Raw genomic sequence first — 23635 nt, 5'->3', positions numbered from 1 at the left:
ACCTTGCGTCCAAAGCTATTTTTTATTTTCTCCATGTGGAATAGACGCCATCAGGTGTATCTATGTTGTGTTGAAATAATGCAATTCCAAAATCAGCATTTTGCATGTACTCGGCTATAACATGTGGCTCAACTGAATATTCAATATTGAATACTTTATAAGCCAACCCCAATAAAACCTCGACAATCAATCCCGGACCAGTTAAGACCTGAGTCACACAATAGTCCCTTGTTGTTAACTCGGTTCTCCATGTTAAAAGTCTGGTCAGATAACACTTGGGCTTGTCATCAACGTAGCAATCAAATATGCAATTGCTTTTTTCCAAAAAGCGATACCTTTTCTTCATGGTTCTAAGGATGATCCTTATCGCTTTTGATTTTTGATGAGAAGACATGAAATTATTAAAATAAACACCTTTAAATCTTCTGAGTAATCCTAACGCCAATAAATTTTTATGAACGTATGTTTCACCCAATGGCAGTATCATCTCCAAAGAAAAACCAGAGAGGTCCTGTTCGACAAGCTGTTTTATTTTTTCAAATCCAACAGCATCTACTCCTAACTCATTTTCATCGCAGCCGATCACTGCTGCAGGCCATAGCTCTTCTGAATTTGTCTTTTTTAAAAAACACACGGTCTTAAATAATAGAAACGAGTTACTCTCGATAATGCCCTCATCTTCTATATGTTTATTTAATCCATGATATATGCTGTCAGTATATGGGAGTGTATCAACATCTACATAAGTCCCGCCATATTGGTAGATAATTAAAAGCCGGACTATGTCGCTTGCACTGGCAAGATTACACCTTAATATAATCTCATAATAATAATATCTCATGAAATCATCGAAACCATTGCAAAAAAGCTCCGTTATACATTTTTTTGTAAAACCTCTACTTTCAAACCATGCGTCTTCAATCGCTTTTGGCGGTTTCTGATAAGGAATTTCATTTTTAATTAAGAATTCAACAATCAGTTCATCAAAAGAAAAGCCCTCCATTATCTTTGGGTATATATAATTAAAGGCGTGATTTTTTATTTTCAATTCAACCTTAAATTTATTTTTTTCGGCGTTGACGAAATCGCGTATGGCATTGTTTAGCAAATGACACAGTGAAGCGTCTTTGTCATACCAAAAGAATATCTGCTTATCTTTATTCGTCTTTTTCCATATATCGACATAATGAGTATTTACTTCATTTAAGTCACCAATCCATATAAAGTGCAAGATATTTGGAACGGATGGCTTTTCTATCTTTGATAAATCCACACCCAATATCTGATGGCTCATTTAAATCACCACGCAAAATATAGTATAAAAAAATCCGAATGATTCAACTCTGGATTATGGGTCAGTTAAACAAATAAACCATGACCATAACAATGACACAAATAGAACAAAACAATAAATCACCAGAAAAATTTCTCAATGAGTCTAGGTAGTCATTGCTGTTCTTATTTAATTTGTTAATAGCATCGTTTTCGTTCTCAGCTTCTACTTCAACATGATGCTTTCTGAACCCCTTCCGCTTCATGTCTTTAATTATTTCTCGTGTAACCACTTCCTTTCTCAGTACCCTTGACTCATCGCTCTTTATAAAAACAACATATTTATTCATCATATACCCCATAAAAGCACAGAATGTTACTTCTGTGCTGGGATTGCAGCTGTTAATTAGCGTTTGGTTCCGGATTCTCTGGTTTCTCTCGGCCCAGTGCCATTGCCGCCATAACCATTTCCTGTAGAGCTGCCATTCCCCCAGAAACCACTGGCGCCGGAACCACTGCCATAAGGACTGTTTTTTGACAAGAATGACTGAGGCCCGCGGTCACCGCCGTTATTTCCACCACGATCTGAAGCACCAGAGCCTCCGTTATCAGACGATCTTTTGCCGCTCCCATCTCGATCCTGCCATCCACCTGACACCGCATCGAATTGGCTACTTAAAATTTCCTTCATAAATACTCTCCTATGGGTTTACTGGTTTTACAGTCATTAAAAACAGCTGTAGTGGCAAATGTAAAACACACTAATAACAATCCATAACCACCCTGTATTTTATGAAAAAAACCAATAAGAAAAGTGTGTTCTAAACATTGCAAATCATCATATTAAAATAAACCCCAGAATAATATATCGAACCTAATTACACGCACATGCTATCGATTCAATTAATTGAATCGCCAAATAATCTCAACGCCCAAGATTAATAGCCCAATAAAGAAGAGGCGGCGGAACAGCTGCGGGCGACAATGACGGCGCACCCTCTCCCCCAGCCACATGCCGCCCAACGCCGGCAACAGCGCCAACAGCGAACCGCCGAGCAGCGTGGCGGGCAGCGCCTGATGCCAGGCTAAACCGGCGGCCAGCGCCAGCGTCGAGACGGTGAACGACAGCCCCAGCGCCTGCACCAGATCGTCGCGCGCCAGGCCCAACGCATTCAGGTAAGGCACCGCCGGAATGACGAACACTCCGGTGGCGCCGGTCAGCGCACCGGTCACCAGGCCGCACAGCGGCCCCAACCAGGGTTCCGCCGCAGCGGAAACGCGCCAGTCGAAACGGGTAAAACCCAGCAGCGCATAACCGATCAGACACACGCCCAGCGCCAGCGGCGCCAGGCGGCCGTCGCCGGCAGTGAGCGCCCCCGCGCTCAACACCGTGCCAAGCGTGACGCACAGCATCATCGGCCAGAGCCGGCGGCACAGCGCCCCCAGCCGCGCCCCGCGCAGCAACTGCCACAGGTTGGTGATCAGCGAAGGCAGCAACAGCAACGCGGCGGCCTGACCCGGCGGCATCATCAGGCTGAGCAGCCCCATCGACACGGTCGGCAGCCCCAGACCGATCGCTCCTTTGACCGTGCCGGCCAGTGTAAAAATGCCCGTCAGGGCGATAATCTCGAGTAGCGTCAGCGACATGCGTCTATCCTTATGGCGAATCAACGGCTCGATTGTGGCCGGCGGTATGGCGCGGCACAATGCGGCAATGGCAGAGCCTGCCTGCGGCAAAGACAGAGGGAAAACGCATGCATTTTGACTTTATCGATCTGCGGCTGTTGGCGGCGGTGCTCGAGACCGGCAGCATCACCGCCGGCGCCGAGCGCGTTGGGCTGTCGCTGGCCGCCGCCAGCGCCCGCATGCGCGGGCTGGAGCAACAGGCCGGCGTAGCGCTGCTGACGCGCAATCCGCGCGGCGTCCAGGCGACGCCTGCCGGTGAGCGCCTGTTGCATCACGCGCGAGTGCTCTTGCAGCAGCGTGAGCGGTTGCGCGGCGACCTGGCCGAGTTCGCGCCGGGCCAGCGCAGCCGGCTGCGCATCGTCGCCAATACCGTCGCCGCCGACGCTTTTCTGCCGGAGCTGCTGGCGGATTTTCTGGTGCTGCACCCGCATACCGATATCGTACTGGAGGAGCTGCCCAGCCCGGCCATCGCGCAGGCGATCGCTGAACAGGCGGCGGATATCGGCATCGCGGCGGATCACGCCGATCTGCGCGGGCTGGCAAGCTACCCTTTTCGCCAGGATCGTCTGGTGCTGGCGTTGCCGCCGGGGCATGCGCTCAGCGGCCGCCGCACGCTCAGCTTTGCGGACGCCCTGCCTTTTGATTTCATCGGCTTGCCGGAAGAGAGTGCGCTGCAACAGCATCTGGAACAGCTGGCGATACGCAGCGGCGGCCCGATGCGGCTGCGGGCGCGCGCGGCTCATTTCGACGCCATCTGCCGCATGGTGCTGCGTGGTGCCGGATTGGCGGTGGTGCCGGAAGAGAGCGCCCAACGCCATCCGCAAATTCGGCACAGCGCACTGACGTTGACAGACGAGTGGGCGACCCGACGCCTGTCGATCGCGGTGCGTGACCTGGCGCAGCTGCCGCTGCCGGCGCAGCGGCTGGTGGCGTTCCTGCGCCAAGCCTGAGGCGGCTCAGTGCGTGCCCGGCTCTGCGCGCAGCCGCGCCACCTGAGCCTCCACGTCGCGCCAGGCCGGTTTGTCGCCGGCATAGCGTTGGCGCAGATAATTCACCAGCGCCGTCACCTGCCGATCGGAAAAGCTGTCCTTAAAGCCCGGCATAAAGCCCAATTCGGCGGTGGCCGGTTTGGGGATCCCTTGCAGGATCACCTTGATCAGGTTATCGGGGCGATCGCTGAAGATATTGGTGTTATTGGCCAGATCCGGGCTGATGCCGAACAGCTGCGGCCCGCCGGCGGCGGCGCTGTGGCAGGCCTGGCAAGCGCCCTGAAACAACCGCTCGCCCGCCAGTTGACCCGCAGGCAACGCGCGGGCCGCCAACTGCGCCTGCGGTTCCACATTCAGCGTCGCCTTGGCGCTCAGCGACATCACATAGTTGGCCATCGCCCGCAGATCGCTCTGCGGCAACGTCGCCAGTTCGCTGACCACCGGCCCCATCGGCCCGGCCGCCACGCCGTGCTCGGCGGAATGCCCGCTGCGGAAGTACTGAAACAGCTGTTCCTCGGTCCAGGGTTTGTCCGCGTTGGCCAATTGATTCAGCGCCGGCGCTTCCCACCCGTCCACCATCCCCCCCGCCAGGAAAGCCGCGCCGCCCTTTTCCGCCCCCAGCAGATTGCGCGGCGAATGGCAGGCGGCGCAGTGACCGAGCCCGTTGACCAGATAGGCGCCGCGATTCCACTGCGCGCTTTGTTGCGGATCGGGTTGATATTCCCCCTGGCGCAAGAACAGCGCGTTCCAGCCCGCCATCAGCGGCCGCAGGTTAAACGGGAAGCGCATCTGATTGGCCGGATTGCTCTGGCGCACCGCCGGTTGCGACATCAGATAAGCGTACAGCGCCTGCATGTCGCCGTCGGTCATTTTACTGAATGCCGTGTAAGGAAATGCCGGATAGAGGTGGCGGCCGTCGCGGGCGATACCCTGACGCATCGCCCGATCGAATGCGGTAAACGACCAGTTGCCGATGCCAGTTGCCACGTCCGGGGTAATGTTGGTGCTGTAGAGCGTGCCGAACGGCGTCGCCATCGCCAACCCGCCGGCGTTGGTCGCCCCTTCCGACGCGGTATGGCAAACCGCGCAGTCTCCGGCGGCGGCCAATTGACGACCGCGCTCCAGCGTGGCGGCCGACCAGGTGCCGGCGCCGGGCGTCGCCACCGGCGCGATCTCCGCCCGCCACGGCAAGGCGCTGCCGGCGATGCCCAGCACGGCGCCGAACAGTCCCGCCGCGCCGCCGAACCACCATTTGCCGCGCTTCTTTTTCTTGGGCGGCGCGGCCTGCCGCTCGGCGTCCGGCCCGTTCAGCGCCTCTCGCAGCTTGTCCGAGGTGATCGGCAGCTCGCGAAAACGAATGCCGGTGGCGTCGAACACCGCGTTGGCGATGGCCGCCGCGCTGGGCACCGATGCCGACTCCCCGGCGCCCAGCGGCGGATCGTAAGGGCGCGGCATCATCACCACGTCCACCTCCGGCACCTCCGGGAAGGTCAGGATCGGGTAAGCCCCCCACTCTTTGGCGGAGACCGTCGATTCCTCAAAGGTCACGCGCTCTTTCAATACCCGGCTGGTCGATTGCAATACGTTGCCGTGAATTTGGTGGCGCACGCCGTCCGGGTTGACCATCATGCCCGCGTCGTGGCCGACCACGATGCGCGTTACCGCCACTTCACCGCTGGCTTTGTCGATCGCCACGTCGGCCACCCAGGCGGCCCAGGCCGCGCCAAAGCCGGGAAACTTGCTGTGGATGTAACGGGCGTAGGCAAAGCCGCGCCCGCGCAGCACGCCGTCTTCCGCCGGGGTCTGCATCGGTTCGGTATGCGGCGTCCAGCCGGCGCGTTCTGCGGTGCTGCGCATCAGTTCACTGGCGCGTTCATCATGGATGTAGCGCAGCCGGTACTCCAGCGGATCGACGCCGGCGGCGTGGGCCAGCTCATCGATATAAGACTCGTGAGCGAAGGTATTGGGCAAGGCGGAAACGCCGCGCATCCAGGAGGCGCGCACGATCGGCGCCATGTCCTCGATGCTGACGCGCAGCGACGGATATTCGTATGGCGGCACCGAGGTGCGGTCGCCCATTTCATAGGCCACCGGCAGCGGTTCGACCCGGCCGGTCAGCAACAGCGCCAGCGTCGGCGCGCCGTTGGAAGGATAATAGGTGCGAAAATCGTAGGCGACCGGGTGCCCGGCGGCGTCCAGCCCGCCGTCCACCTCCATCAGCTGCGCCGTGCCCTTCGGTTCCCACACATGTTCTTGTTCGCGGGTCAGCTGCACCCGCACCGGCCTGCCCACCGCGCGCGACAGCAGCGCCGCGTCGGCGCAGACGTCATCGGCGCAATTGCGGCCATAGCAACCGGCCGCCTCCATGCGCACGATCTCGATCTGCGCTTCCGGGTATTCCAGCAGCCAGGCCAGATCGGCGCGCAGCAGGTGCGGGTTCTGGCTGCCTGACCAGACCTGCAGGCGCTCCGGCCGGTAGTCCGCCAGCGCGCAGGAAGGGCCAATCGAGGCATGCAGCTGATACGGCCACAGGTAGCTGCGGGTGAAACGCCTGTCGGCCGCCGCCAGCGCCGCGTCCACATCGCCGGTATCGTGCACCACCCGGGTCGAATGCGGGTTGTCGCGCAGCGCCTGCGCCACGTCGGTCATCTGCGGCAAATTGCGCCGCCAGTCTTTCCAGCTGACCTGCAGCGCCTGCGCCGCCTTGATCGCCTGCTCTTCGCGCTCGGCGACAATGCCGATGAAATCGCCGATCACCACCAGTTTGACGATGCCGGGAATATGCGCGATCGAGGTTTCGTCCACCGCCAGCAGGCTGGTGCCGACAAATTCGCCGCTGTCGTAACCGGCATAGGGCGGCCGCACCACCCGGCCGTGCAGCATGTTCGGCAGGCGCATATCGTGTACGTAGGTGGTTTCGCCGGTCGCCTTGGCCGGAATATCGACGCGCGCGGCGCTGGTGCCCACCAGGCGATACTCCGCCTGCGGTTTCAGCGGCGCGTCGCCGGAAATCGACAGTTCGACATGGTCGCCGGCCACCAGCTCGGCGTAGCTGAGCGCCTGCCCCTGCGGGCTGCGGATCACGCCCTCCTCCAGCGTCAGCTGTTCCACCGACGCATCGAAGCGCTGCGCCGCCTGGCGCAACAGCCAACGGCGCGCTTCAGCGGCGGCGTTGCGAAGCGGCACGGCGGAGATCTGCAGCGTGGCGCTGGCGATGGTGGCGCCCTGATTCGGCGCGCGCTCGGTATCGCCCAACACCATTTGCACCTGATCCATGCGCAGGTACAGCTCTTCGGCGACGATCTGCCCGAGCGCGGTGCGCACGCCGGTGCCAAGATCGACATGACCGTTAAAGGCATAGATTTCGCCGCTGCCGCACAGGGCGATAAACAGCCCCTGCTCTTTGGGCTTCAGCACCGGCGTTTGCCCTTTGGGCACCGGCCCCGACGGCGGTTGCACGCTGTCGACGATCAGCAGCACGCCGTCGCGCTGCAGCAATTCGGCCTGGCTCGGCGATGGGGCACGGGAATCAGTCATGGGCGTGGGCGTCCTCATCGCGGCAGAGAATGATGGCGCGCTGAACCGCACGCAGGATTTCGAGATGGGTGCCACAGCGGCACAGGTTGCCGGACAGCGCTTGACGGATCTCCGCCTCGCTCGGGGCGGGATTGCGATCCAACAGGGCTTTGGTGGTCATGATCATGCCATTGAGGCAGTAGCCGCATTGCGCCGCCTGCTCTTCGATAAAGGCACGCTGCACTGGGTGCAGGCGCTGGCGATCGCCAAGGCCTTCCAGGGTGACGATCGCCCGGCCGGACACGCCGAGCGCCGGGATCACGCAGGAGCGCGCCGCCACGCCGTCGATCAGCACGGTGCACGCGCCGCATTCGCCCAGGCCGCAGCCGTATTTCGGGCCATTGAGCGCCAGATCGTTGCGCAGTACCAGCAAGAGCGGCGTATCCGCCATCACCTGCGCATGAAGCTGTTCGCCGTTCACCGACAGCATCAGCCGATGCTCCGTCAGCGTGGTTTTCGCGCCGTCCCTGGGCGATTGCACTTCAGATATCGCCATTGTTCGCGTCTCCGCCTGCACGTGATGATCTTATGGGCTGGCCTCTCGCCGCCGACCACCAGGCAACCGACGTTGCGCGGGCGAATCAGCCGGTGGCAGGTTCTTCCAGCATTTTATTCAGCAGGAATATCAGCGCTATCCGTTCGGCCGGGTTCAGCGTACCGAACGTCAGCTCTGTGATTTTCGCCGCCTGCGGCACCGTTTCCGCCAGCAGCGCGCCGCCGGCGTCGGTGAGGCCGACCACCACCTTGCGCCGATCGATCGGATCCGGCGTCACCGTGATCAGATCGCGCGCCTTCAGCCGTTCGACGATGCCGCGGATGGTGGCCTGATCCACCGCCGTCACCTGCACCAGCTCGGTCAGCGAGCTCGGCCCCATATCGCGCACCGCGCACAGGGTGATGAACTGCACCGCCGTCAGCTGCGAATCGCCGACGTTTTGCTGGAAAATCGCCACGTGGCGCTGATAAACCTTGCGCAGCAGGTGCCCGACTTGCTCGGTAAAATGATAATTTTCGGGTTGGCCGCTCACGGCTGACGGGTATTCGGGGGGCGTCATTGCGTTACTCTCACCATCTATGGAATCCACGAGAATAGTACAAACCCCCGCCGTTGGCAGCAACGATTACGCCCGGCGCACGCGCGACGCCTCCGGCGCCACCACTTCACCGTCCGCCACCACCGTTTGCCCGTCGAGGCGAATGTCGCAGCGGCGCAGCGCGATATCCATATGGCAAGGCGTTTTGCGCGTGCCGCCCACTTCGGTGTTCGGCCCGGTGGAGAACAGGAAGTTGCCGTAGAACGCGCGCGCGTCCATGCACATGCCGTCGTTCTTGTCGTGCAGGCCCATCGCCGTCCACTGGGCGCGCGGCTGCAGACCCCAGCCGATGTGCGAGATGCCGTACACCTTCGGATCGTCGAAGTATTTCATGTATTCGCGCAGGTATTCCGCCTCAAAACCGCCGTGAATGCGGGTGACGAACCCTTGTTCGATCTCCAGCGTGATGCGTTCGCGCGCATAGCTTTTGAACGGCAGCAAGATATCGCCAACCTCCAGCACCAACACGCCCTCCGCCTGCTCCTCATTCGGCCAGGTGAACAGGAAACCGCTCGGCCAGTGATCCCAGCGCCCCGGTTCATCGGCATAGCCGTACTCGGTCACCGTCGGGTATTGCCCGAGCGGCGCGCGGAAATCGCTGCCGGCGGCGGAGGTCACCTGCATCAGCTTCGCCTGCTCCAGTACGGCGGCGGCGGCCAGCACCCGCGCCTTGTCCTCCGCGTTGGGCAACATGCGCGCCAGCACCTCCGGCGGCTCCACCGCCAGCAGGATGCGAGTGCCGGTTTTCAGGATCTGCTCCTGCTCCGGCGAATGCAGCAGCATCATGGTATCGACGATCAGATCGGCGGCCTCCAGCGCACGCTGCGCCGCCAGGTTGCCGGTCAGCGCGGTATCGCCGCAATAGGCGGTCATGTCGTTGCCCATCGCCCGCGGATGGTTGAACGCCGGCAGCTCGACGGCATACACCCTGGCGCCCAGCCGCAGCGCCGCGTCGGTCGCGGCGCGCACCGTGCGCGCATCGGAATAATGGCTTTTCAAAATCGCCACGCTCTGCGAAGCATCGACCTTCGACAGCGTAAGCACCTGCTCGAACAGCTGTACCAACTGGGTTTCATTGACCGCCATGGCCTGTCTCCTGTCTCGTCAAGGGTGTCCGACGCCCGCAAGGCGGCGGTGATTTTTCAAACAATTTAAAGTGAACACACTCGTTTTTATCTAAGTCAAAAAAGCAAAGGAAAGCAAGTTGCGACTATCCATCATAAGAAAGTCCTATTTCATCCCTCTGCAATCCTGTGATTAACATGAGTTTAACAGTAATGCGCCGTCAATTAGCGTGAGCAAGATCTGATTTAACACTTTTGCAACTTTGCGTTATCTAGTGCATACACTATAAATCGATCGTCCAGCCACGCGTTGGGCCTACGCTGAAAAAAGCCAACAGACAGGGGAAACATGATGAGCAAACAACCACGCATCGCCGTCGTCGGCGCCGGGCTGGGGGGCGCCGCCGCCGCCGGGCTGCTGCAAAAAGCCGGCTTTACCGTCGATCTGTATGAACAGAGCCCGGCGTTCTCGCGCCTCGGCGCCGGCATTCACATGGGGCCGAACGTCCTGAAGATTTTCCGCCGGCTCGGCATTGAGCAGCGGCTGGAGCAGATGGCGTCTCATCCCGATTTCTGGTTCAGCCGCGATGCCGAGAGCGGCGACTATCTGTCGCGCATCGAACTGGGCGCCTTCGCCCGCCAGGAGTACGGCGCCGCCTATGTGACGGTGCACCGCGGCGATCTCCAGGCGTTGCAGCTTTCCGCGCTGCAGCCCGGCACCCTGCATTTCGGCAAATGCCTGAGCAAGATTGAAGATCGCGGGGACGAGGTGGTGCTGAACTTCGTCGACGGCACCTCGGCCCATGCCGACATCGTGATCGGTGCCGACGGCATCAATTCGCGCATCCGCGAACATCTGCTGGGGGCGGAAGCGCCGACCTACAGCGGCTGGGTGGCCCACCGCGCGCTGATCCGCGGCGAGAAGCTGGCGAAATACAACCTGACGTTCGAAGACTGCGTGAAGTGGTGGTCGGCGGATCGCCATCTGATGGTCTACTACACCACCCAACGGCGCGACGAGTATTACTACGTGAGCGGCGTGCCGCACCCGGCCTGGGATTTCCAGGGCAGCTTCATCGACAGCAGCCGCGAAGAAATGTTCGAGACCTTCGCCGGTTACCACCCGATCGTGCAGGCGCTGATCGAATCCAGCGAGCAGGTCACCAAATGGCCATTGCTGAACCGCAAACCGCTGCCGCTGTGGAGCGAAGGCCGTCTGGTGCTGCTCGGCGACGCCTGCCATCCGATGAAACCGCACATGGCGCAGGGCGCGGCGATGGCGATCGAAGACGCCGCCATGCTGACCCGCTGCCTGCAGGAAACCGGCCTCGGCGACTACCGCACCGCCTTCCAGCTGTATGAAGCCAACCGCAAGGAGCGCGCATCCAGGGTGCAGGCGGTGTCCAACGCCAACACCTTCCTGCGCACTCAGGAAGATCCAGCCTGGGTCTACGGCTACGACCTGTACGCGCAAGCGCTGAAATCGGAGAACGCCGCATGAGCACCTTCCTCTACGGCGCCCACGTTCACGCCAACGGCATTCGCCAACATTACCTGCGCTACGGCGGCCACGGCCCGGCGCTGATCCTGATCCCCGGTATCACCAGCCCGGCGATCACCTGGGGCTTCGTCGCCGAGCGGCTGGGAGAAAAATACGACGTCTACGTACTCGACGTACGCGGCCGCGGTCTGTCGTCCAGCGGCCCGGAACTGGCTTATGACGCAGAGACCTGCGCGCAGGACGTCAATGCCTTCGCCGCCGCGCTGAACCTGGCCAATTACGCCCTGCTCGGCCATTCGATGGGCGCCCGCTTCGCCCTGCGCGCCGCCGTTTTGCAGCCCGCCGGCGTGCGGCGACTGGTGCTGGTCGACCCGCCGGTTTCCGGCCCCGGCCGCCGCGCCTATCCCGGCCAATGGCCGTGGTACGCCGACTCTATCCGGCAGTCGCTGCCGGGCATGAGCGCCGAGCAGATGCGCGCCTTCTGCCCGACCTGGAGCGAGGAGCAACGCCGGCTGCGCGCCGAGTGGCTGCATACCTGCTACGAGCCGGCGATCCAACGCGCCTACGACGATTTTCATCAGGTGGACAGCCACCGTGACTACCCGCTGCTGGCCATGCCGACACTGCTGATGGCCGCGGGCAAAGGCGGCGTCATTCAGCCCGAAGACCGGGCGGATATCCGCGCGCTGCAGCCGGAGATCGCCATCGTCGAGGTCGAGAACGCCGGACACATGATCCCGTGGGACGATTTCGACGGATTCTTCCGCGCCCTGGGCGATTTTCTGGATTAACTGAGGAACACCGACATGAGCAACCACTACCGCATCGGCCAGATCGTGCCCAGCTCCAACACCACGATGGAAACCGAGATCCCGGCGATGCTGGGCGCGCGCCAGCTGATACGCCCGGAGCGTTTCACCTTTCACTCCAGCCGCATGCGCATGAAACACGTCAATAAAGAAGAGCTGGCGGCGATGGACGCCGAGTCCGATCGCTGTGCGCTGGAACTCTCCGACGCGCGGGTCGACGTGCTCGGCTACGCCTGCCTGGTGGCCATCATGGCAATGGGGCTGGGCTACCACCGCGAATCGCAGGCCCGGCTGGCGCAGGTGACGAAAGACAATCAGGCCGCCGCGCCGGTTATCAGCAGCGCCGGCGCGCTGGTCAACGGCCTGAAGGTGATCGGCGCCAAACGCATCGCGCTGGTGGCGCCCTATATGAAACCGCTGACCCAGCTGGTGGTGGACTACATCCAGCACGAAGGCATTGAGGTCAAGGTATGGCGCGCGCTGGAGATCCCGGACAACCTCGACGTCGGCCGGCACGATCCGGCCAGGCTGCCGGGGATCGTCGCCGAGATGGATTTACGCGAGGTCGATGCTATCGTGCTGTCCGCCTGCGTGCAGATGCCTTCGCTGCCGGCCGTTCCGACGGTGGAGGCCCAAACCGGCAAACCGGTGATCACCGCCGCCATCGCCACCACTTACGCGATGCTGACCGCGCTGGAGCTGGAGCCGATCGTCCCCGGCGCCGGCGCCCTGCTGTCCGGCGCCTATTGAGGAGGCATGATGAACGACACCCTCAGCGACAATTATCGCGGCGTCTGGGGTCAGCGCCTCGGCTTCGGCCGGCGCCCGGCGCTGCTGGCGATCGACTTTATGCAGGCCTACACCACCGAAGGCGCGCCGCTGTTCGCGCCGGGCGTGGTGAGCGCGGTCGAGGAAAGCCGCGAGCTGCTGGCCTGTGCGCGCCGCACGGGAATTCCTGTGATCCACACCCACATCCGCTATCATGCAGGCCATTTTGCCGATGGCGGCCTGTGGGTCAAAAAAGCGCCGGTGATGAAGGACATGGTGGCGGGCAACCCGCTGGCGGCGTTCTGCCCGCCGGTGGCGCCGCTGGCCGATGAGGTGGTGCTGAGCAAGCAATACGCCAGCGCCTTCTTCGGCACCGCGCTTGCGCCGCTGCTGGTGGCGCAAGGGATCGACACGCTGCTGATGATCGGCTGTTCCACCAGCGGCTGCATCCGCGCCAGCGCGGTGGATGCGGTGCAGCACGGCTTTCGCGCCATGGTGGTGCGCGAGTGCGTCGGCGATCGTCACCCCGGCCCGCACGAAGCCAACCTGTTCGACATCGACAGCAAATACGGCGATGTGGTGCACAAACAGGAGGCGCTCGACTACCTGAACCGGTTATGAGTCAACGATTCACCTGCAACGACAATAACGAAGGCGCAGACAGCGCCTCACGCGACCGCCCGAAACAGGGCGGCGCCCATGCAACGCAAACACAACAGGCGCCTCCTGCGGAGGCCAACACGCACCACCTGGAGACAACATCATGGCCATTGTCGACACCCCGCTGGCGGGGAAAGCGGACGCAGAATCGCTGCTGCTGTACCGCAAAATCACCTGGAAACTGATCCCGTTTCTTTGCCTGTGCTACCTGGCGGCCTACCTCGATCGCATCAACGTCGGGCTGGCCAAGCTGCAGATGGCCGACGCGCTGCAGCTGAGCGAAGCGGCCTTTGGTCTGGGCGCCGGGCTGTTCTTCGTCGGCTATATTCTGTTCGAGGTGCCGAGCAACCTGATCCTGCAGCGCGTCGGCGCCAAGATGTGGATCGCCCGCATCATGATCACCTGGGGGTTGCTGTCCACCGCCACCATGTTCGTCACCACGCCGACCCAGTTCTACGTCATTCGCTTTTTGCTCGGCGTGGCGGAGGCCGGTTTCCTGCCCGGCGTGCTCTTTTACCTGACGCTGTGGTTCCCGACCTATCGCCGCGGCCGCATCATTGCGCTGTTCATGATCGGCCTGCCGCTGTCCAGCGTGATCGGCGGGCCGCTCTCCGGCTGGATCATGGGCCATTTCGACATGCGCCACGGGCTGCACGGCTGGCAGTGGCTGTTTTTGCTGGAGGGCATTCCCAGCGTGCTGTTGGGCGTGTTGACCTTCTGGCTGTTGCCTAACACTTATCAGCAGGCCAAGTGGCTGACGCCCGAGGAGAAACAGCGCATCGCCGACGATCTGGCGCGCGACGACGCCGAGGCCGATCACGGCAAGCACAGCTTCCGCGACGGCTTCTTCAACCTGAAGGTGTGGATGCTCGGCGGCATCGACTTCGCTATTCTGCTCAGCGCCTACGCCATGGGCTTTTGGATGCCGACCTTCATCAAAACCGCCGGCGTTACCGACATCACCACCATCGGTTACCTGACGGCGATCCCCAGCGTCGCCGCCCTGCTCGGCATGCTGCTGATCGGCAGCAGTTCCGATCGGCTGCGCGAACGGCGCTGGCATATCATCGTGCCGTTTATCATCGGCGCGCTGGCGATGGCCGGCAGCACCTTCTTCACCCACAATGCGCTGGCCACGGTGCTGCTGTTCTCCATCGCCCAGGCGGCAATCATCGGCGCAGTGCCGGTGTTCTTCAGCCTGCCGGCCACCTTCCTGCGCGGCACGGCGGCGGCGACCGGCTTCGCGCTGGCCTGTTCGCTGGCCAACATCGCCGGGCTGGTAAGCAATTCGCTGATGGGGCTGGCGCTGGATCTGACCGGCAAGAGCGGCGGCGCGCTCTGGGCCTTCGCCGGCTGCCTGCTGCTCAGCTCGCTGCTGGTGGTGGCCCTGCCGGCCAAGGTGGTGAACCGCTGAGCGTTAATAGAAAGGGAAAAGGCGCAAGACAATGACAATGATGATAAGGGACCGTTGTCTGCTTTGATTCTTGCGCCGTTTTCTCCCCATAACAGGGCATGTCAATAACGACGATGGGCTCTGGGTTACCCCACCAACAACGTTTTTGCTTCCAGATAAGCCTGCATCCCCCATTTGCCCATCTCGCGGCCCAGCCCGGACTGTTTGAAACCGCCAAACGGCGCTTTAGGTTCATGATCCAACGTGTTCACCAGAACACGCCCGGAGTCAATCTGCTGCGCCACCCGCACCCCGCGTTCGCGATCGCCGCTTAACACCAGCGCACTCAGCCCGTAGGCGGTGTCGTTGGCGATCGCAAGCGCTTCGGCCTCATTGTCGTAAGGGATGATCACCAGCACCGGACCAAAAATTTCTTCCCGGGCAATGCGCATCCGGTTATTGCCCGCAAATACCGTAGGCTTCACGCACCAGCCTTTATCCATACCCGATGGACGGCCAACGCCGCCAACCAACAATGTCGCCCCTTCTTCCTCGCCCAGGCGTATATAATCCTGCACCCGTTGCCACTGTTTTTGGCTCACCATCGGGCCGATTTCCGTATTTTCATCGCGCGGATCGCCCGACCGGACTTTGCCTACCGCGTCGGCAATCGCCTGTTCAAACTCCGCCTGACGGCTGCGCGGCACCAGAATTCGCGTGCCTGCAATGCAGGCCTGGCCGCTATTCATAAAACCGGCGGCAAGCGCCAAAGGCACGGCCTGCATGACATCCGCATCGTCCAGGATCAGCGTCGGCGATTTGCCCCCCAGTTCCAATGTCACCCGTTTCAGCGATTCTGCACCGCTTTCTACGATATGTTTGCCCACCGCCGTGGAACCGGTAAACGAGATCTTGGCAATATCGGGATGTCGATTAATGACCTCACCCACCACCTCGCCTCGCCCGGTGATAATGTTAAATACCCCGGCAGGAATGCCCGCGTCGTGCAACGCTTCGGTGATGACCCGCGTTTGCATCGCGCTCATTTCGCTGGGTTTGATCACCGCGGTGCACCCTGCCGCCATTGCCGTCGCCAGTTTGTTGCAGATAAATCCGGCATCGCTGTTCCAAGGCGTAATCAGCCCGGCGACGCCGACAGGCGTCATGATGACCTGCGCCTTACCCGCCTGTTCCGTAAACTCGAAATTTTCCAGCGCGTCGATCGCCTGAGCTATCGCGTCCGCCGGGTAACTGGCCATCCAGCGCCCACGAATTTTGGGCGCGCCATATTCCATCACGACAGCGTCCATCAGCGCATCTTCACGGGCCATAACCGCTTTGTGCATACGGCGCAATACGGCAAGGCGTTCCGCCTTACTGGTCTTGGACCAGTAAGGAAATGCGGCCTTGGCTGCGGCAATCGCCCGCTCGGCATCCACCTCGTCCGCCAGACGCACAGTGCCAATCACGTCTTCTGTCGCCGGGTTAAACAGCGTGAAGCGTTCTTCACCGTGGGGTGTCACGAATTCACCGTTGATATAAATGCTGTCAATTTTTTGCATGGTGTGCTCCACATGTTCCGATTAGTCAAACGAGTATAGAAACAGATGATCAATACGATAAGTGGGTCTATCCTGTACGAACTGTACCGATAATCGGGATAATCTATGCATCGCAGTGGACTGACAGAGTTGGAAGTCGTGTTGGCCGTAGCGCAGCGACAAAGCTTTCGCGCCGCCGCACGGCAATTAGGCATGTCGGCCACCGCCGTCAGCAATGCGGTGGCCGGGTTGGAAAGCCGCCTGAAAATACGTCTGTTTAACCGTTCGACCCGCAGCGTGGCGCTGACGCCGGCGGGCGCGCGTTATGTAGAACGAATCGCCCCCGCTCTGGCCGAGATTCGGCGTGCATCGGAAGAGATCGCCACCCAGCCCGACGCGCCAACCGGCACGCTGCGCATCAGCGCACCGCAGGAGTGCGTCTCCCTGCTCTACGAACCGTTGATCGAAACGTATTTGCGGCGTTACCCGCAAATGCGGCTCGATATCACCAGCGAATCAAGAATGGTGGACATTGTGGCGGAAGGTTACGACGCGGGGATCCGTTTGGCGGAGTCCGTCCCGCAGGACATGATCGCCGTGGAGCTAACGGGAGATATCCGCATGTTGGTGGTCGCTACACCAGACTATTTTGCTGAACATGGCATACCGCAATCGCCGGAGGATCTGTTACGGCACAAAAGCGTCGGGATGCGTATGTCACACGGAGGGATTTACCATTGGGAATTGGAACGCCACCAGCAGAAACTTCGAGTCAACGTACCGCCGCGCATTGTATTGAATGAAATGCGCGCCATTCATCGTGCCGCATTGAGCGGTGTGGGGATTGCCTTCGTTTCAGATTGGTTTGCCCGTGAAGATATCGCATCAGGCCGCCTTATTAGCGTACTGGACGAATGGTGCCCAGCTTTCGGCGGATTGCGTCTCTATTATCCCGGCAGACGACATGTGCCTCCGGGGCTCAAAGCATTTATCGATTTGGTGCATGAAATTCAGGCCAGGTAGCTTGTCTTCTCCCTGCCGACCAGAAAACGGCACCGCCAAACGTCGGAATGCGACCCGACATTTGGCGTGCCGTTGGTTTATTCACTCTCCTTGTTCATACCCTCGGGATTATTCGTCCTTCAGCCCGCGATTGATCAGCATCGGCTCGATGCTCGGTTCTTTGCCGCGCCAGTCGATGTACAGCTTCTCCAGATCCTGGCTGTTGCCGCGCGACAGGATCATGTCGCGGAAGCGCTGGCCGTTTTCGGCGGTTAGGCCGCCGTGTTCGGTGAACCACTGGAAGGCGTCGTCCGCCAGCATTTCCGTCCACAGATAGGCATAGTAGCCCGCGGCGTAGCCGTTACCCCAGATGTGCTGGAAGTAGCTGGAACGGTAACGCGGCGGCACGTAGCTGAGATCCACCTTGTCTTTTTGCAGCGACTCGGCCTCGAACTTGTCCACGTCCTGCTGCGGCTGATCGGCGGTCAGCATGTGCCAGTGCATATCCAGCAGCGCGGCGGACAGCAGCTCGGTCATGCTGTAGCCCTTGTTGAACTTGTCGGCCTTCTTGATCTTGTCGACCAGTTCCTGCGGCATCGCCTCACCGGTCTGGTAGTGCTTGGCGAAGTGGCTGAACACTTTCGGATCGCTGACCCAGTGCTCGTTGAACTGCGACGGGAACTCGACGAAGTCGCGCGCGGTGTTGGTACCCGACAGGCTCGGGTATTCCTGATCGGCGAACATGCCGTGCAGCGCGTGGCCGAACTCGTGGAACATCGTGATCACGTCGTCATACGACAGCAGCGCCGGCTGCCCCGGCGCCGGTTTGGTGAAGTTGGCGACGTTGTAGATCACCGGCTTGGTGCCATTGAGCTTCGACTGATCGACAAAGTTGCTCATCCAGGCGCCGCCGCCCTTGTTGTCGCGTTTGAAGTAGTCGGTGTAGAACAGCGCCAGCGATTTGCCGTCCTTGTCGAACACTTCATACACCTTAACGTCCGGCTGGTAGACCGGAATGTCCTTGCGCTCTTTGAAGCTGATGCCGTACAGCAGGTTGGCGGCGTAGAACACGCCGTTGTTCAGCACGTTGTTCAGCTCGAAGTAAGGTTTGATCTGCGACTCGTCCAGATCGTACTTGGCCTTGCGCACCTGTTCGGCGTAGAACTGCCAGTCCCAGGCCTGCACCTTGAAATCGCCTTTCTGCTGGTCGATCACCGCCTGAATATCTTTGGCTTCACGTTCGGCGCGCGCGGTGGCCGCCGGCACGATGTTGCGCATAAAGCTCAGCGCGGCATCCGGCGTCTTGGCCATCTGGTTTTGCAGTTTCCAGGCGGCGTAGTTCGGGTAACCCAACAGCTTGGCCTGCTCGGCGCGCACCTTGGCCAGTCGGGAAATGGTCTGGCGGGTATCGTTGCCGTCGCCCTTCTCCGCACGCGTCCAGGAGGCGTCGAACAGCGCTTTGCGGGTATCGCGATCTTTCAGGCTCTGCAGCAGCGGCTGCTGGGTGGTGTTCTGCAGCACCAACAGCCACTGTTTCTCCAGCTTGCGCTCGGCGGCCGCCTGCGCTGCCGCGGCCAGCTCACCTTCGGACAGACCGTCCAGCTTCGCCTGGTCGGTTATCGCCAGCGCGCCGTTTTTGCTCGCCGCCAGCAGTTTGTTGGTGAACTGGGTGCTCAGCGTCGCCGCTTCCTGGTTCAGCGCTTTCAGCTTGGCCTTGTCGGCGTCCGACAGGTTGGCGCCCGCCAGCTCGAAGTTTTTATAGGTGACTTCCACCAGCCGACGCGACTCCGGATCCAGCTTCAGCGCATCGCGATCTTGATAGATGGCCTTGATGCGCGCGAACAGCTTGCCGTTGAGCATGATGTCGTCGTTCAGCGCCGCCAGCTTCGGCGAGGTTTCTTCATCCAGCTTCTGCAGCGCATCGCTGGTATTGGCCGAGGTCATGGCGCCGAACACGTTCATCACCCGCGTCAGCAGCGAACCGGCCTGCTCCAGCGCCACGAAGGTATTTTTAAAGTTGGGCTTGGCCGGGTTGTTGGCGATCTTCTCCACCTCTTCCCGCTTTTGCTTGATGCCCGCTTCGATCGCCGGCGCGTAGTCGCTTTCCTTGATCAGGTTGAACGGCGGCGCCTGGAACGGCAGACGGCTTTGATAGAAGAACGGATTTTGGGTCTTTTGCTTGTCGTGCTGATTGGCTTCACCGGTCACGGTAGCCTCCTTCGCCTGGCCGCTGGGCAGCGCGCTATGGTCGGCGTGAGGTTGGGTTTCTGCTGCCTGTGCCTGCGAGCCGAGCGCCATGCCGATCGCCAGCACCAATGTGGATAAACGCATCAAATCGAAACTCCTCCATGTTCACGGAATAAGGTCTCGGGGAATGGCTCCCTCTGAGTCACCTCCTAGCTTAGGCGCAGTTGGCAGTTTGAGCAAAAACAAGTGATTAGAAGTGAGCCGCCTCGCCGATCTGCTGTATCAGAAAGGTCAGCAGCGCGCGCGTTTTGGCCGGCAGATAGCGGCGGCCGGGATAAACAGCATACAGCTGCAGTGGCGCCGGCGGCAAGGCCAGCGGTATCTCAACCAAACGTCCGTCGGCCAGAAACGGCCGGCAGCCGAGCTCGGAGAGTATGGCGAACCCCACGCCGGCCAAGGCCGCCTTCAGCGCCATCTCCCCACTATTGACGCGATAGCGCGCATTGACCGGGACGGTAACGAACTTGCCGTCCGGGCGGACGAATTGCCACGGCATGCCCTTCAGCGCATCCACCGTACTGATACAGGGCAATTGCGTGAATTGCTCAATCTCCGACGTCGGCGGCCACTGCGCCACCAGCGCCGGCGCAGCCACCACGATGCAGGGAAAGGTCGCCAGCGGCTGCGCGACATAGTCGCTGTCGTCCAACAGGCCCCGGCTGACCATGACCGCCAGATCGACATCGTCAAGCAGCGACGCCATGCCCGCCAGATTGGTGACGCAGCTGATTTCGATCTGCGGATGCTGCAGGGCGAAGGCCGCCAACGGATCGCCCAACAGATATGGCCCCACTTCATTCGGCACGCACAGGCGCAGCGGCCCGCGCAGCTGTTGCTGCCGTTCGCTGAGCGTTTGCGCGGTGTGATCGAGCGACGCCAGCAACGGCTGAGCCCGCTCATGCAACAGTTGGCCGTTCGGCGTCAGCCGCATTGAGCGGGTGCTGCGCTCGATTAAGCGCTGGTCGAGCTGGCGCTCCAGCTGCGAGATAGCGCGGCTGACGTTGGAGGTCGGCATCGCCAGCGCCCGAGCGGCCCCGACGAAGCTGCCTTGCTCCACCACCGCCACGAAAATGCGTAACAGGTTTAAATCCAATTTGGCGCGCATGATTATCCCACATTTGATAACAAACCATGCCATTTCTACCACCTAATCCCGCGCAACGCCACGCGCTTCACTGCCGGCCTGACTCTGCGACCGAAGGATGCTTATGACACCCACGAGAAAGCTGACGGCGATAGCGCTGGTCATCGCCTTTATTCAATTCACCAATGCCCTGGAATACATGGTGTTCAACCCGATATTTCTCTATATGGCCGCCGACTTTTCCGTGCCCGTCAGTTACGCCGGTTATGTCAGCGCGGCCTATACGCTGGCAGCGGTGATTTCCGGCATCGGCGCGTTCTATTGGATCGGCGGCGTTGAAAAGCGGCGTTTTCTGCTGCTCAACGTCGCGCTGCTGGGGGTGACGACCTTACTGATCGCCGCAACCCAGCAGTTTTATTGGCTGTTGGCGCTGCGGCTGCTGGCCGGTCTGCTGGGCGGCACCACGATGGGCGTGGGGATCGGCTTGCTGCTCAACGCCGCGCCGGCCGCACTGCACGGCCGAATGTTGGCGACGGTGATCGCGTCTTTTTCGCTGGTGAGCATCGTCGGCATGCCGGGCATGCTGTACCTGTGCGAGGTGGCAAGCTGGCGCGCCGCGCTGGTGACTATCGGCGGGCTGTGTCTGCTGGCGGCGGTGTTGGTGGCGCTGTTCGTTCCCAGGGATGCGCCGCAGCCACAGGCTGCCGCGCCCGTCACGCTCGATCGCCGGCTGTTGCTGTTCGCCTCCGCCGCCGGTCTGACGCAGTTCAGCCCGATGCTGCTGATCCCGGTGCTGGCGCCGCTGCTCACCCAGCGGTTACAGGTGGCAGACGCGCATTTGTCCTGGCTGTTTCTCATCGGCGGCGTGGCTGGCTATCTGGCGACCGTACTGACAGGCCGCTGGCTGCAACGCTTTGGCGCCGTGACGCTGACGGTGAGCGCCACGCTGTTGCTGCTGGGCAGCCTGTGGCTGGCGGCGCGCGGTGGCGACCGCGCTGAACTGTTTATGGTGACGTTTCTCGCGGCGGCCTACGCGCGGCTGGTCGCGATCTCTTCCCTGAGCATGCGCTGGCCGGACAATCGGCAACGCGCCGCCTTCGGCACGCTGCAAACCGCCCTGATACACCTGAGCGCCACGGTGGCCTTCTTGCTCTCTTCCGCGCTGCTGAGCGGCGGCCTCACCCCGCGCAGTTTGCAACGCCTGCTGTGGTTGTGCGCACTGAGCGCCGTCGCCGTCGCGCCGCTCAGCGTTTGGCTGCAGGCGCGGCTGCGTCAGCGCGGCGCCTCATAAACCACCTTACCGTCCACATAGGTGCGATAAATGTTGCGATCGTCCCCCAGGGTCATCAGCACGAACCCTTGATCCATCAGCGTGGCGCTGTTGGCGTGACGCAGCTGCTGCAGCGGCGTCACCGCCGGATCGAGCACCACGAAATCCGCCTCTTTGCCGACGTTGAAGTTGCCGATTTTGTCGTCCAGCGCCAGCGCGCGCGCGCCGCCCAAGGTGGCATGATAGAACGCTTCTACGGCGGAGAGCCGGTAATGCTGCAGCTGGCCGACCTTGTACGCCTCGCCTAACGTGCGCAGCATATTGAAGGTGGTGCCGGCCCCCACGTCGGTGCCGATACCGAGCTTCACCCGCTTGCGCCAGGCCTGCTGCAGGTCAAACAGCCCGCTGCCGAGAAACAGGTTGGAGGTGGGACAAAAGGCGATCGCCGAGCGGGTATCGCACAGGCAGTCCCACTCCTGCTCCTCCAGATGCAGGCAATGGGCGAATACGCTTTTATCGCCGGTCATGCCGTAGCGGTGGTAAACATCCAGATAGCTGCGGTGTTGCGGGAACAGCGCTTTTACCCAGGCCACTTCCTGCGGGTTCTCGCTCAGGTGCGTCTGCAGCCAAACGTCGGGATATTCTTCACGTAGCCGCTGCACCTGCGCCAGCAGCGCCGGCGTACTGGTGGGCGCAAAGCGCGGCGTAATGGCGTAACCGAGGCGGCCTTTGCCGTGCCAGCGTTCGATCAGTTCGCGCGTCTGGCGATAACTCTGCTCCGGCGTTTCCAGCAGCGCCTCCGGCGCATGGCGATCCATCATGACCTTGCCGGCGATCAGGCGCATGTTCAGCGCTGCCGCCTGGCTGAACAGCGCATCGACCGACTGTGGATGCACGGTGCCGAACACCAGCGCGGTGGTGGTGCCGTTACTCAACAACTGCTGCAGAAAGAAAGCCGACATCGTGTCGGTGTGCTGCTCACAGTCGTAACGGCTTTCTGTCGGGAAGGTGTAATTGTTTAACCAGTCCAGCAGTTGATCGCCATAGGCGCCAATCATTTCGGTTTGCGGATAATGGATATGGGTATCGATAAAACCCGGCACGATCAGCTTGTCGCGATACTCCGTGACCGCGAAGCCCGGCGGCAGCAGCGCCTCGCCCTGCCGCCAGCTGCCGAACCAGACGATGACGCCGTCGTTCAGCAGCAGCAAACCGTCGGGAACATGCCGCAGGCGTTCTTCGAGCTGTTGCGGCGCCTCCACACAGGCTGCGATATCAAAAAAATTGCCACGAATAGCCGTGGTGAATTGCAGTGCCATTATTTTCTTCCTTGTGACGACCGGCCAAGCCCATCCGCATAATAAATTGCGATGATGAAACAAGGCCCTTTTTACCCAAACGCAAAGACCGGATTAAGCATAGCAAGCCGTGTGCCAACAGGCGGCGATAAAATACATTTTTAAATAAAAACAATTGATTGGTAATTAACCTAAAAGCATAGACCGGCGAAAGAGAATAAGACCCACGCTCAGTCTTCGACGGCAGATAAATAGCAACCGTTTGCTTGCCGAAATAACACCGCGCCGCTGCACCTTTAATGGGCAAACGACGCTCTTTACGACCGTCCGCTTTATTTCAACGCCGCGTCCGGGGGCGGAACCCCAGCCTGGAGGCAACGG

General features: G+C 60.6%; 21 protein-coding genes. 8 read left to right on the top strand and 13 right to left on the bottom strand.

Annotation, left to right across the window (positions count from 1 at the left end; all coding sequences use genetic code 11):
• Positions 1-22: 22 nt before the first annotated feature.
• From ACSBQS_RS07675 to ACSBQS_RS07660, 4 genes are all read right to left on the bottom strand, one after another.
• The gene (locus ACSBQS_RS07675) at positions 23-1294 is read right to left on the bottom strand and encodes a TcdA/TcdB catalytic glycosyltransferase domain-containing protein (RefSeq protein ID WP_434990141.1); all 1272 of its coding nucleotides are present in this window, start codon (positions 1292-1294) and stop codon (positions 23-25) included.
• A 61-nt stretch (positions 1295-1355) separates the two neighbouring features.
• A complete protein-coding gene (locus tag ACSBQS_RS07670) occupies positions 1356-1622 on the bottom strand; it encodes a hypothetical protein (RefSeq protein WP_047026332.1) in 267 nt (88 codons plus the stop codon).
• 56 nt (positions 1623-1678) lie between these two features.
• On the bottom strand, positions 1679-1963 hold the full coding sequence (locus tag ACSBQS_RS07665; protein WP_161796309.1) for a hypothetical protein: 285 nt from the start codon (positions 1961-1963) through the stop codon (positions 1679-1681).
• A gap of 212 nt (positions 1964-2175) precedes the next feature.
• Positions 2176-2919, bottom strand: a complete 744-nt coding sequence (locus ACSBQS_RS07660; RefSeq protein WP_033642997.1) for a sulfite exporter TauE/SafE family protein — start codon at positions 2917-2919, stop codon at positions 2176-2178.
• 107 nt (positions 2920-3026) lie between these two features.
• Here ACSBQS_RS07660 and ACSBQS_RS07655 point away from each other — a divergent pair, with 107 nt between their 5' ends.
• On the top strand, positions 3027-3908 hold the full coding sequence (locus tag ACSBQS_RS07655; RefSeq protein ID WP_033642996.1) for a LysR family transcriptional regulator: 882 nt from the start codon (positions 3027-3029) through the stop codon (positions 3906-3908).
• 6 nt (positions 3909-3914) lie between these two features.
• Here ACSBQS_RS07655 and ACSBQS_RS07650 read toward each other — a convergent pair whose 3' ends face one another.
• The 4 genes from ACSBQS_RS07650 to ACSBQS_RS07635 form a co-directional block, all read right to left on the bottom strand.
• On the bottom strand, positions 3915-7484 hold the full coding sequence (locus tag ACSBQS_RS07650; protein WP_434990138.1) for a molybdopterin cofactor-binding domain-containing protein: 3570 nt from the start codon (positions 7482-7484) through the stop codon (positions 3915-3917).
• Positions 7477-8019 carry a (2Fe-2S)-binding protein gene (locus ACSBQS_RS07645; RefSeq protein ID WP_434990136.1) on the bottom strand — a complete coding sequence of 181 codons (543 nt, stop codon included), beginning with the start codon at positions 8017-8019 and terminating at the stop codon, positions 7477-7479. The genes ACSBQS_RS07650 and ACSBQS_RS07645 overlap by 8 nt, the downstream gene beginning before the upstream one ends.
• A gap of 85 nt (positions 8020-8104) precedes the next feature.
• Positions 8105-8578, bottom strand: a complete 474-nt coding sequence (locus ACSBQS_RS07640; protein WP_028128198.1) for a MarR family winged helix-turn-helix transcriptional regulator — start codon at positions 8576-8578, stop codon at positions 8105-8107.
• A 66-nt stretch (positions 8579-8644) separates the two neighbouring features.
• On the bottom strand, positions 8645-9703 hold the full coding sequence (locus tag ACSBQS_RS07635) for a 2,5-dihydroxypyridine 5,6-dioxygenase (protein ID WP_197666532.1): 1059 nt from the start codon (positions 9701-9703) through the stop codon (positions 8645-8647).
• A 327-nt stretch (positions 9704-10030) separates the two neighbouring features.
• Between ACSBQS_RS07635 and ACSBQS_RS07630 the strand changes: the two genes are divergently transcribed.
• The 5 genes from ACSBQS_RS07630 to ACSBQS_RS07610 all read left to right on the top strand — a co-directional run bounded on the left by ACSBQS_RS07630 (position 10031) and on the right by ACSBQS_RS07610 (position 14833).
• The gene (locus tag ACSBQS_RS07630; protein WP_033633118.1) at positions 10031-11182 is read left to right on the top strand and encodes an FAD-dependent monooxygenase; all 1152 of its coding nucleotides are present in this window, start codon (positions 10031-10033) and stop codon (positions 11180-11182) included.
• Positions 11179-11973, top strand: coding sequence for an alpha/beta fold hydrolase (locus ACSBQS_RS07625; RefSeq protein ID WP_197666533.1), 795 nt, complete (start codon positions 11179-11181; stop codon positions 11971-11973). Before ACSBQS_RS07630 ends, ACSBQS_RS07625 begins: the two co-directional genes overlap by 4 nt.
• Before the next feature lie 15 nt (positions 11974-11988).
• Positions 11989-12741, top strand: a complete 753-nt coding sequence (locus ACSBQS_RS07620) for a maleate cis-trans isomerase family protein (protein WP_016927838.1) — start codon at positions 11989-11991, stop codon at positions 12739-12741.
• Positions 12742-12750: 9 nt separating this feature from the next.
• The gene (locus ACSBQS_RS07615) at positions 12751-13380 is read left to right on the top strand and encodes an N-carbamoylsarcosine amidohydrolase (RefSeq protein ID WP_197666561.1); all 630 of its coding nucleotides are present in this window, start codon (positions 12751-12753) and stop codon (positions 13378-13380) included.
• A gap of 142 nt (positions 13381-13522) precedes the next feature.
• Positions 13523-14833, top strand: coding sequence for an MFS transporter (locus ACSBQS_RS07610; protein ID WP_016927840.1), 1311 nt, complete (start codon positions 13523-13525; stop codon positions 14831-14833).
• Positions 14834-14958: 125 nt separating this feature from the next.
• Here ACSBQS_RS07610 and ACSBQS_RS07605 read toward each other — a convergent pair whose 3' ends face one another.
• Positions 14959-16374, bottom strand: a complete 1416-nt coding sequence (locus ACSBQS_RS07605; protein WP_033640426.1) for an aldehyde dehydrogenase family protein — start codon at positions 16372-16374, stop codon at positions 14959-14961.
• A 105-nt stretch (positions 16375-16479) separates the two neighbouring features.
• Between ACSBQS_RS07605 and ACSBQS_RS07600 the strand changes: the two genes are divergently transcribed.
• Positions 16480-17376 (top strand): LysR family transcriptional regulator, encoded by an 897-nt coding sequence (locus ACSBQS_RS07600; protein ID WP_025302737.1) that lies wholly within the window; start codon positions 16480-16482, stop codon positions 17374-17376.
• Positions 17377-17484: 108 nt separating this feature from the next.
• On the opposite strand, the gene dcp is transcribed toward ACSBQS_RS07600, so the two are convergent.
• Both dcp and ACSBQS_RS07590 read right to left on the bottom strand, forming a co-directional pair.
• Complete coding sequence (gene dcp, locus ACSBQS_RS07595; protein ID WP_164058059.1) at positions 17485-19686, bottom strand: peptidyl-dipeptidase Dcp; 2202 nt, start codon at positions 19684-19686, stop codon at positions 17485-17487.
• Positions 19687-19792: 106 nt separating this feature from the next.
• Entirely contained in the window at positions 19793-20707 is a 915-nt protein-coding gene (locus tag ACSBQS_RS07590; RefSeq protein WP_033650466.1) for a LysR family transcriptional regulator, read from the bottom strand.
• A 103-nt stretch (positions 20708-20810) separates the two neighbouring features.
• Here ACSBQS_RS07590 and ACSBQS_RS07585 point away from each other — a divergent pair, with 103 nt between their 5' ends.
• Complete coding sequence (locus tag ACSBQS_RS07585) at positions 20811-21977, top strand: MFS transporter (RefSeq protein ID WP_342165238.1); 1167 nt, start codon at positions 20811-20813, stop codon at positions 21975-21977.
• On the opposite strand, the gene guaD is transcribed toward ACSBQS_RS07585, so the two are convergent.
• Both guaD and ACSBQS_RS07575 read right to left on the bottom strand, forming a co-directional pair.
• Positions 21959-23275 carry a guanine deaminase gene (gene guaD / locus ACSBQS_RS07580; RefSeq protein ID WP_197749796.1) on the bottom strand — a complete coding sequence of 439 codons (1317 nt, stop codon included), beginning with the start codon at positions 23273-23275 and terminating at the stop codon, positions 21959-21961. The two genes, ACSBQS_RS07585 and guaD, sit on opposite strands and share 19 nt — an antisense overlap.
• On the bottom strand, positions 23232-23561 hold the full coding sequence (locus ACSBQS_RS07575; RefSeq protein ID WP_149542847.1) for a hypothetical protein: 330 nt from the start codon (positions 23559-23561) through the stop codon (positions 23232-23234). Before ACSBQS_RS07575 ends, guaD begins: the two co-directional genes overlap by 44 nt.
• Positions 23562-23635 lie beyond the last annotated feature (74 nt).

Source organism: Serratia sp. H402Y (assembly GCF_051172415.1).
In the GTDB taxonomy this organism is placed as follows: domain Bacteria; phylum Pseudomonadota; class Gammaproteobacteria; order Enterobacterales; family Enterobacteriaceae; genus Serratia; species Serratia ureilytica.
Note: the sequence above shows the minus strand (reverse complement) of the source record. Positions and strands in the feature narration are given on the sequence as shown.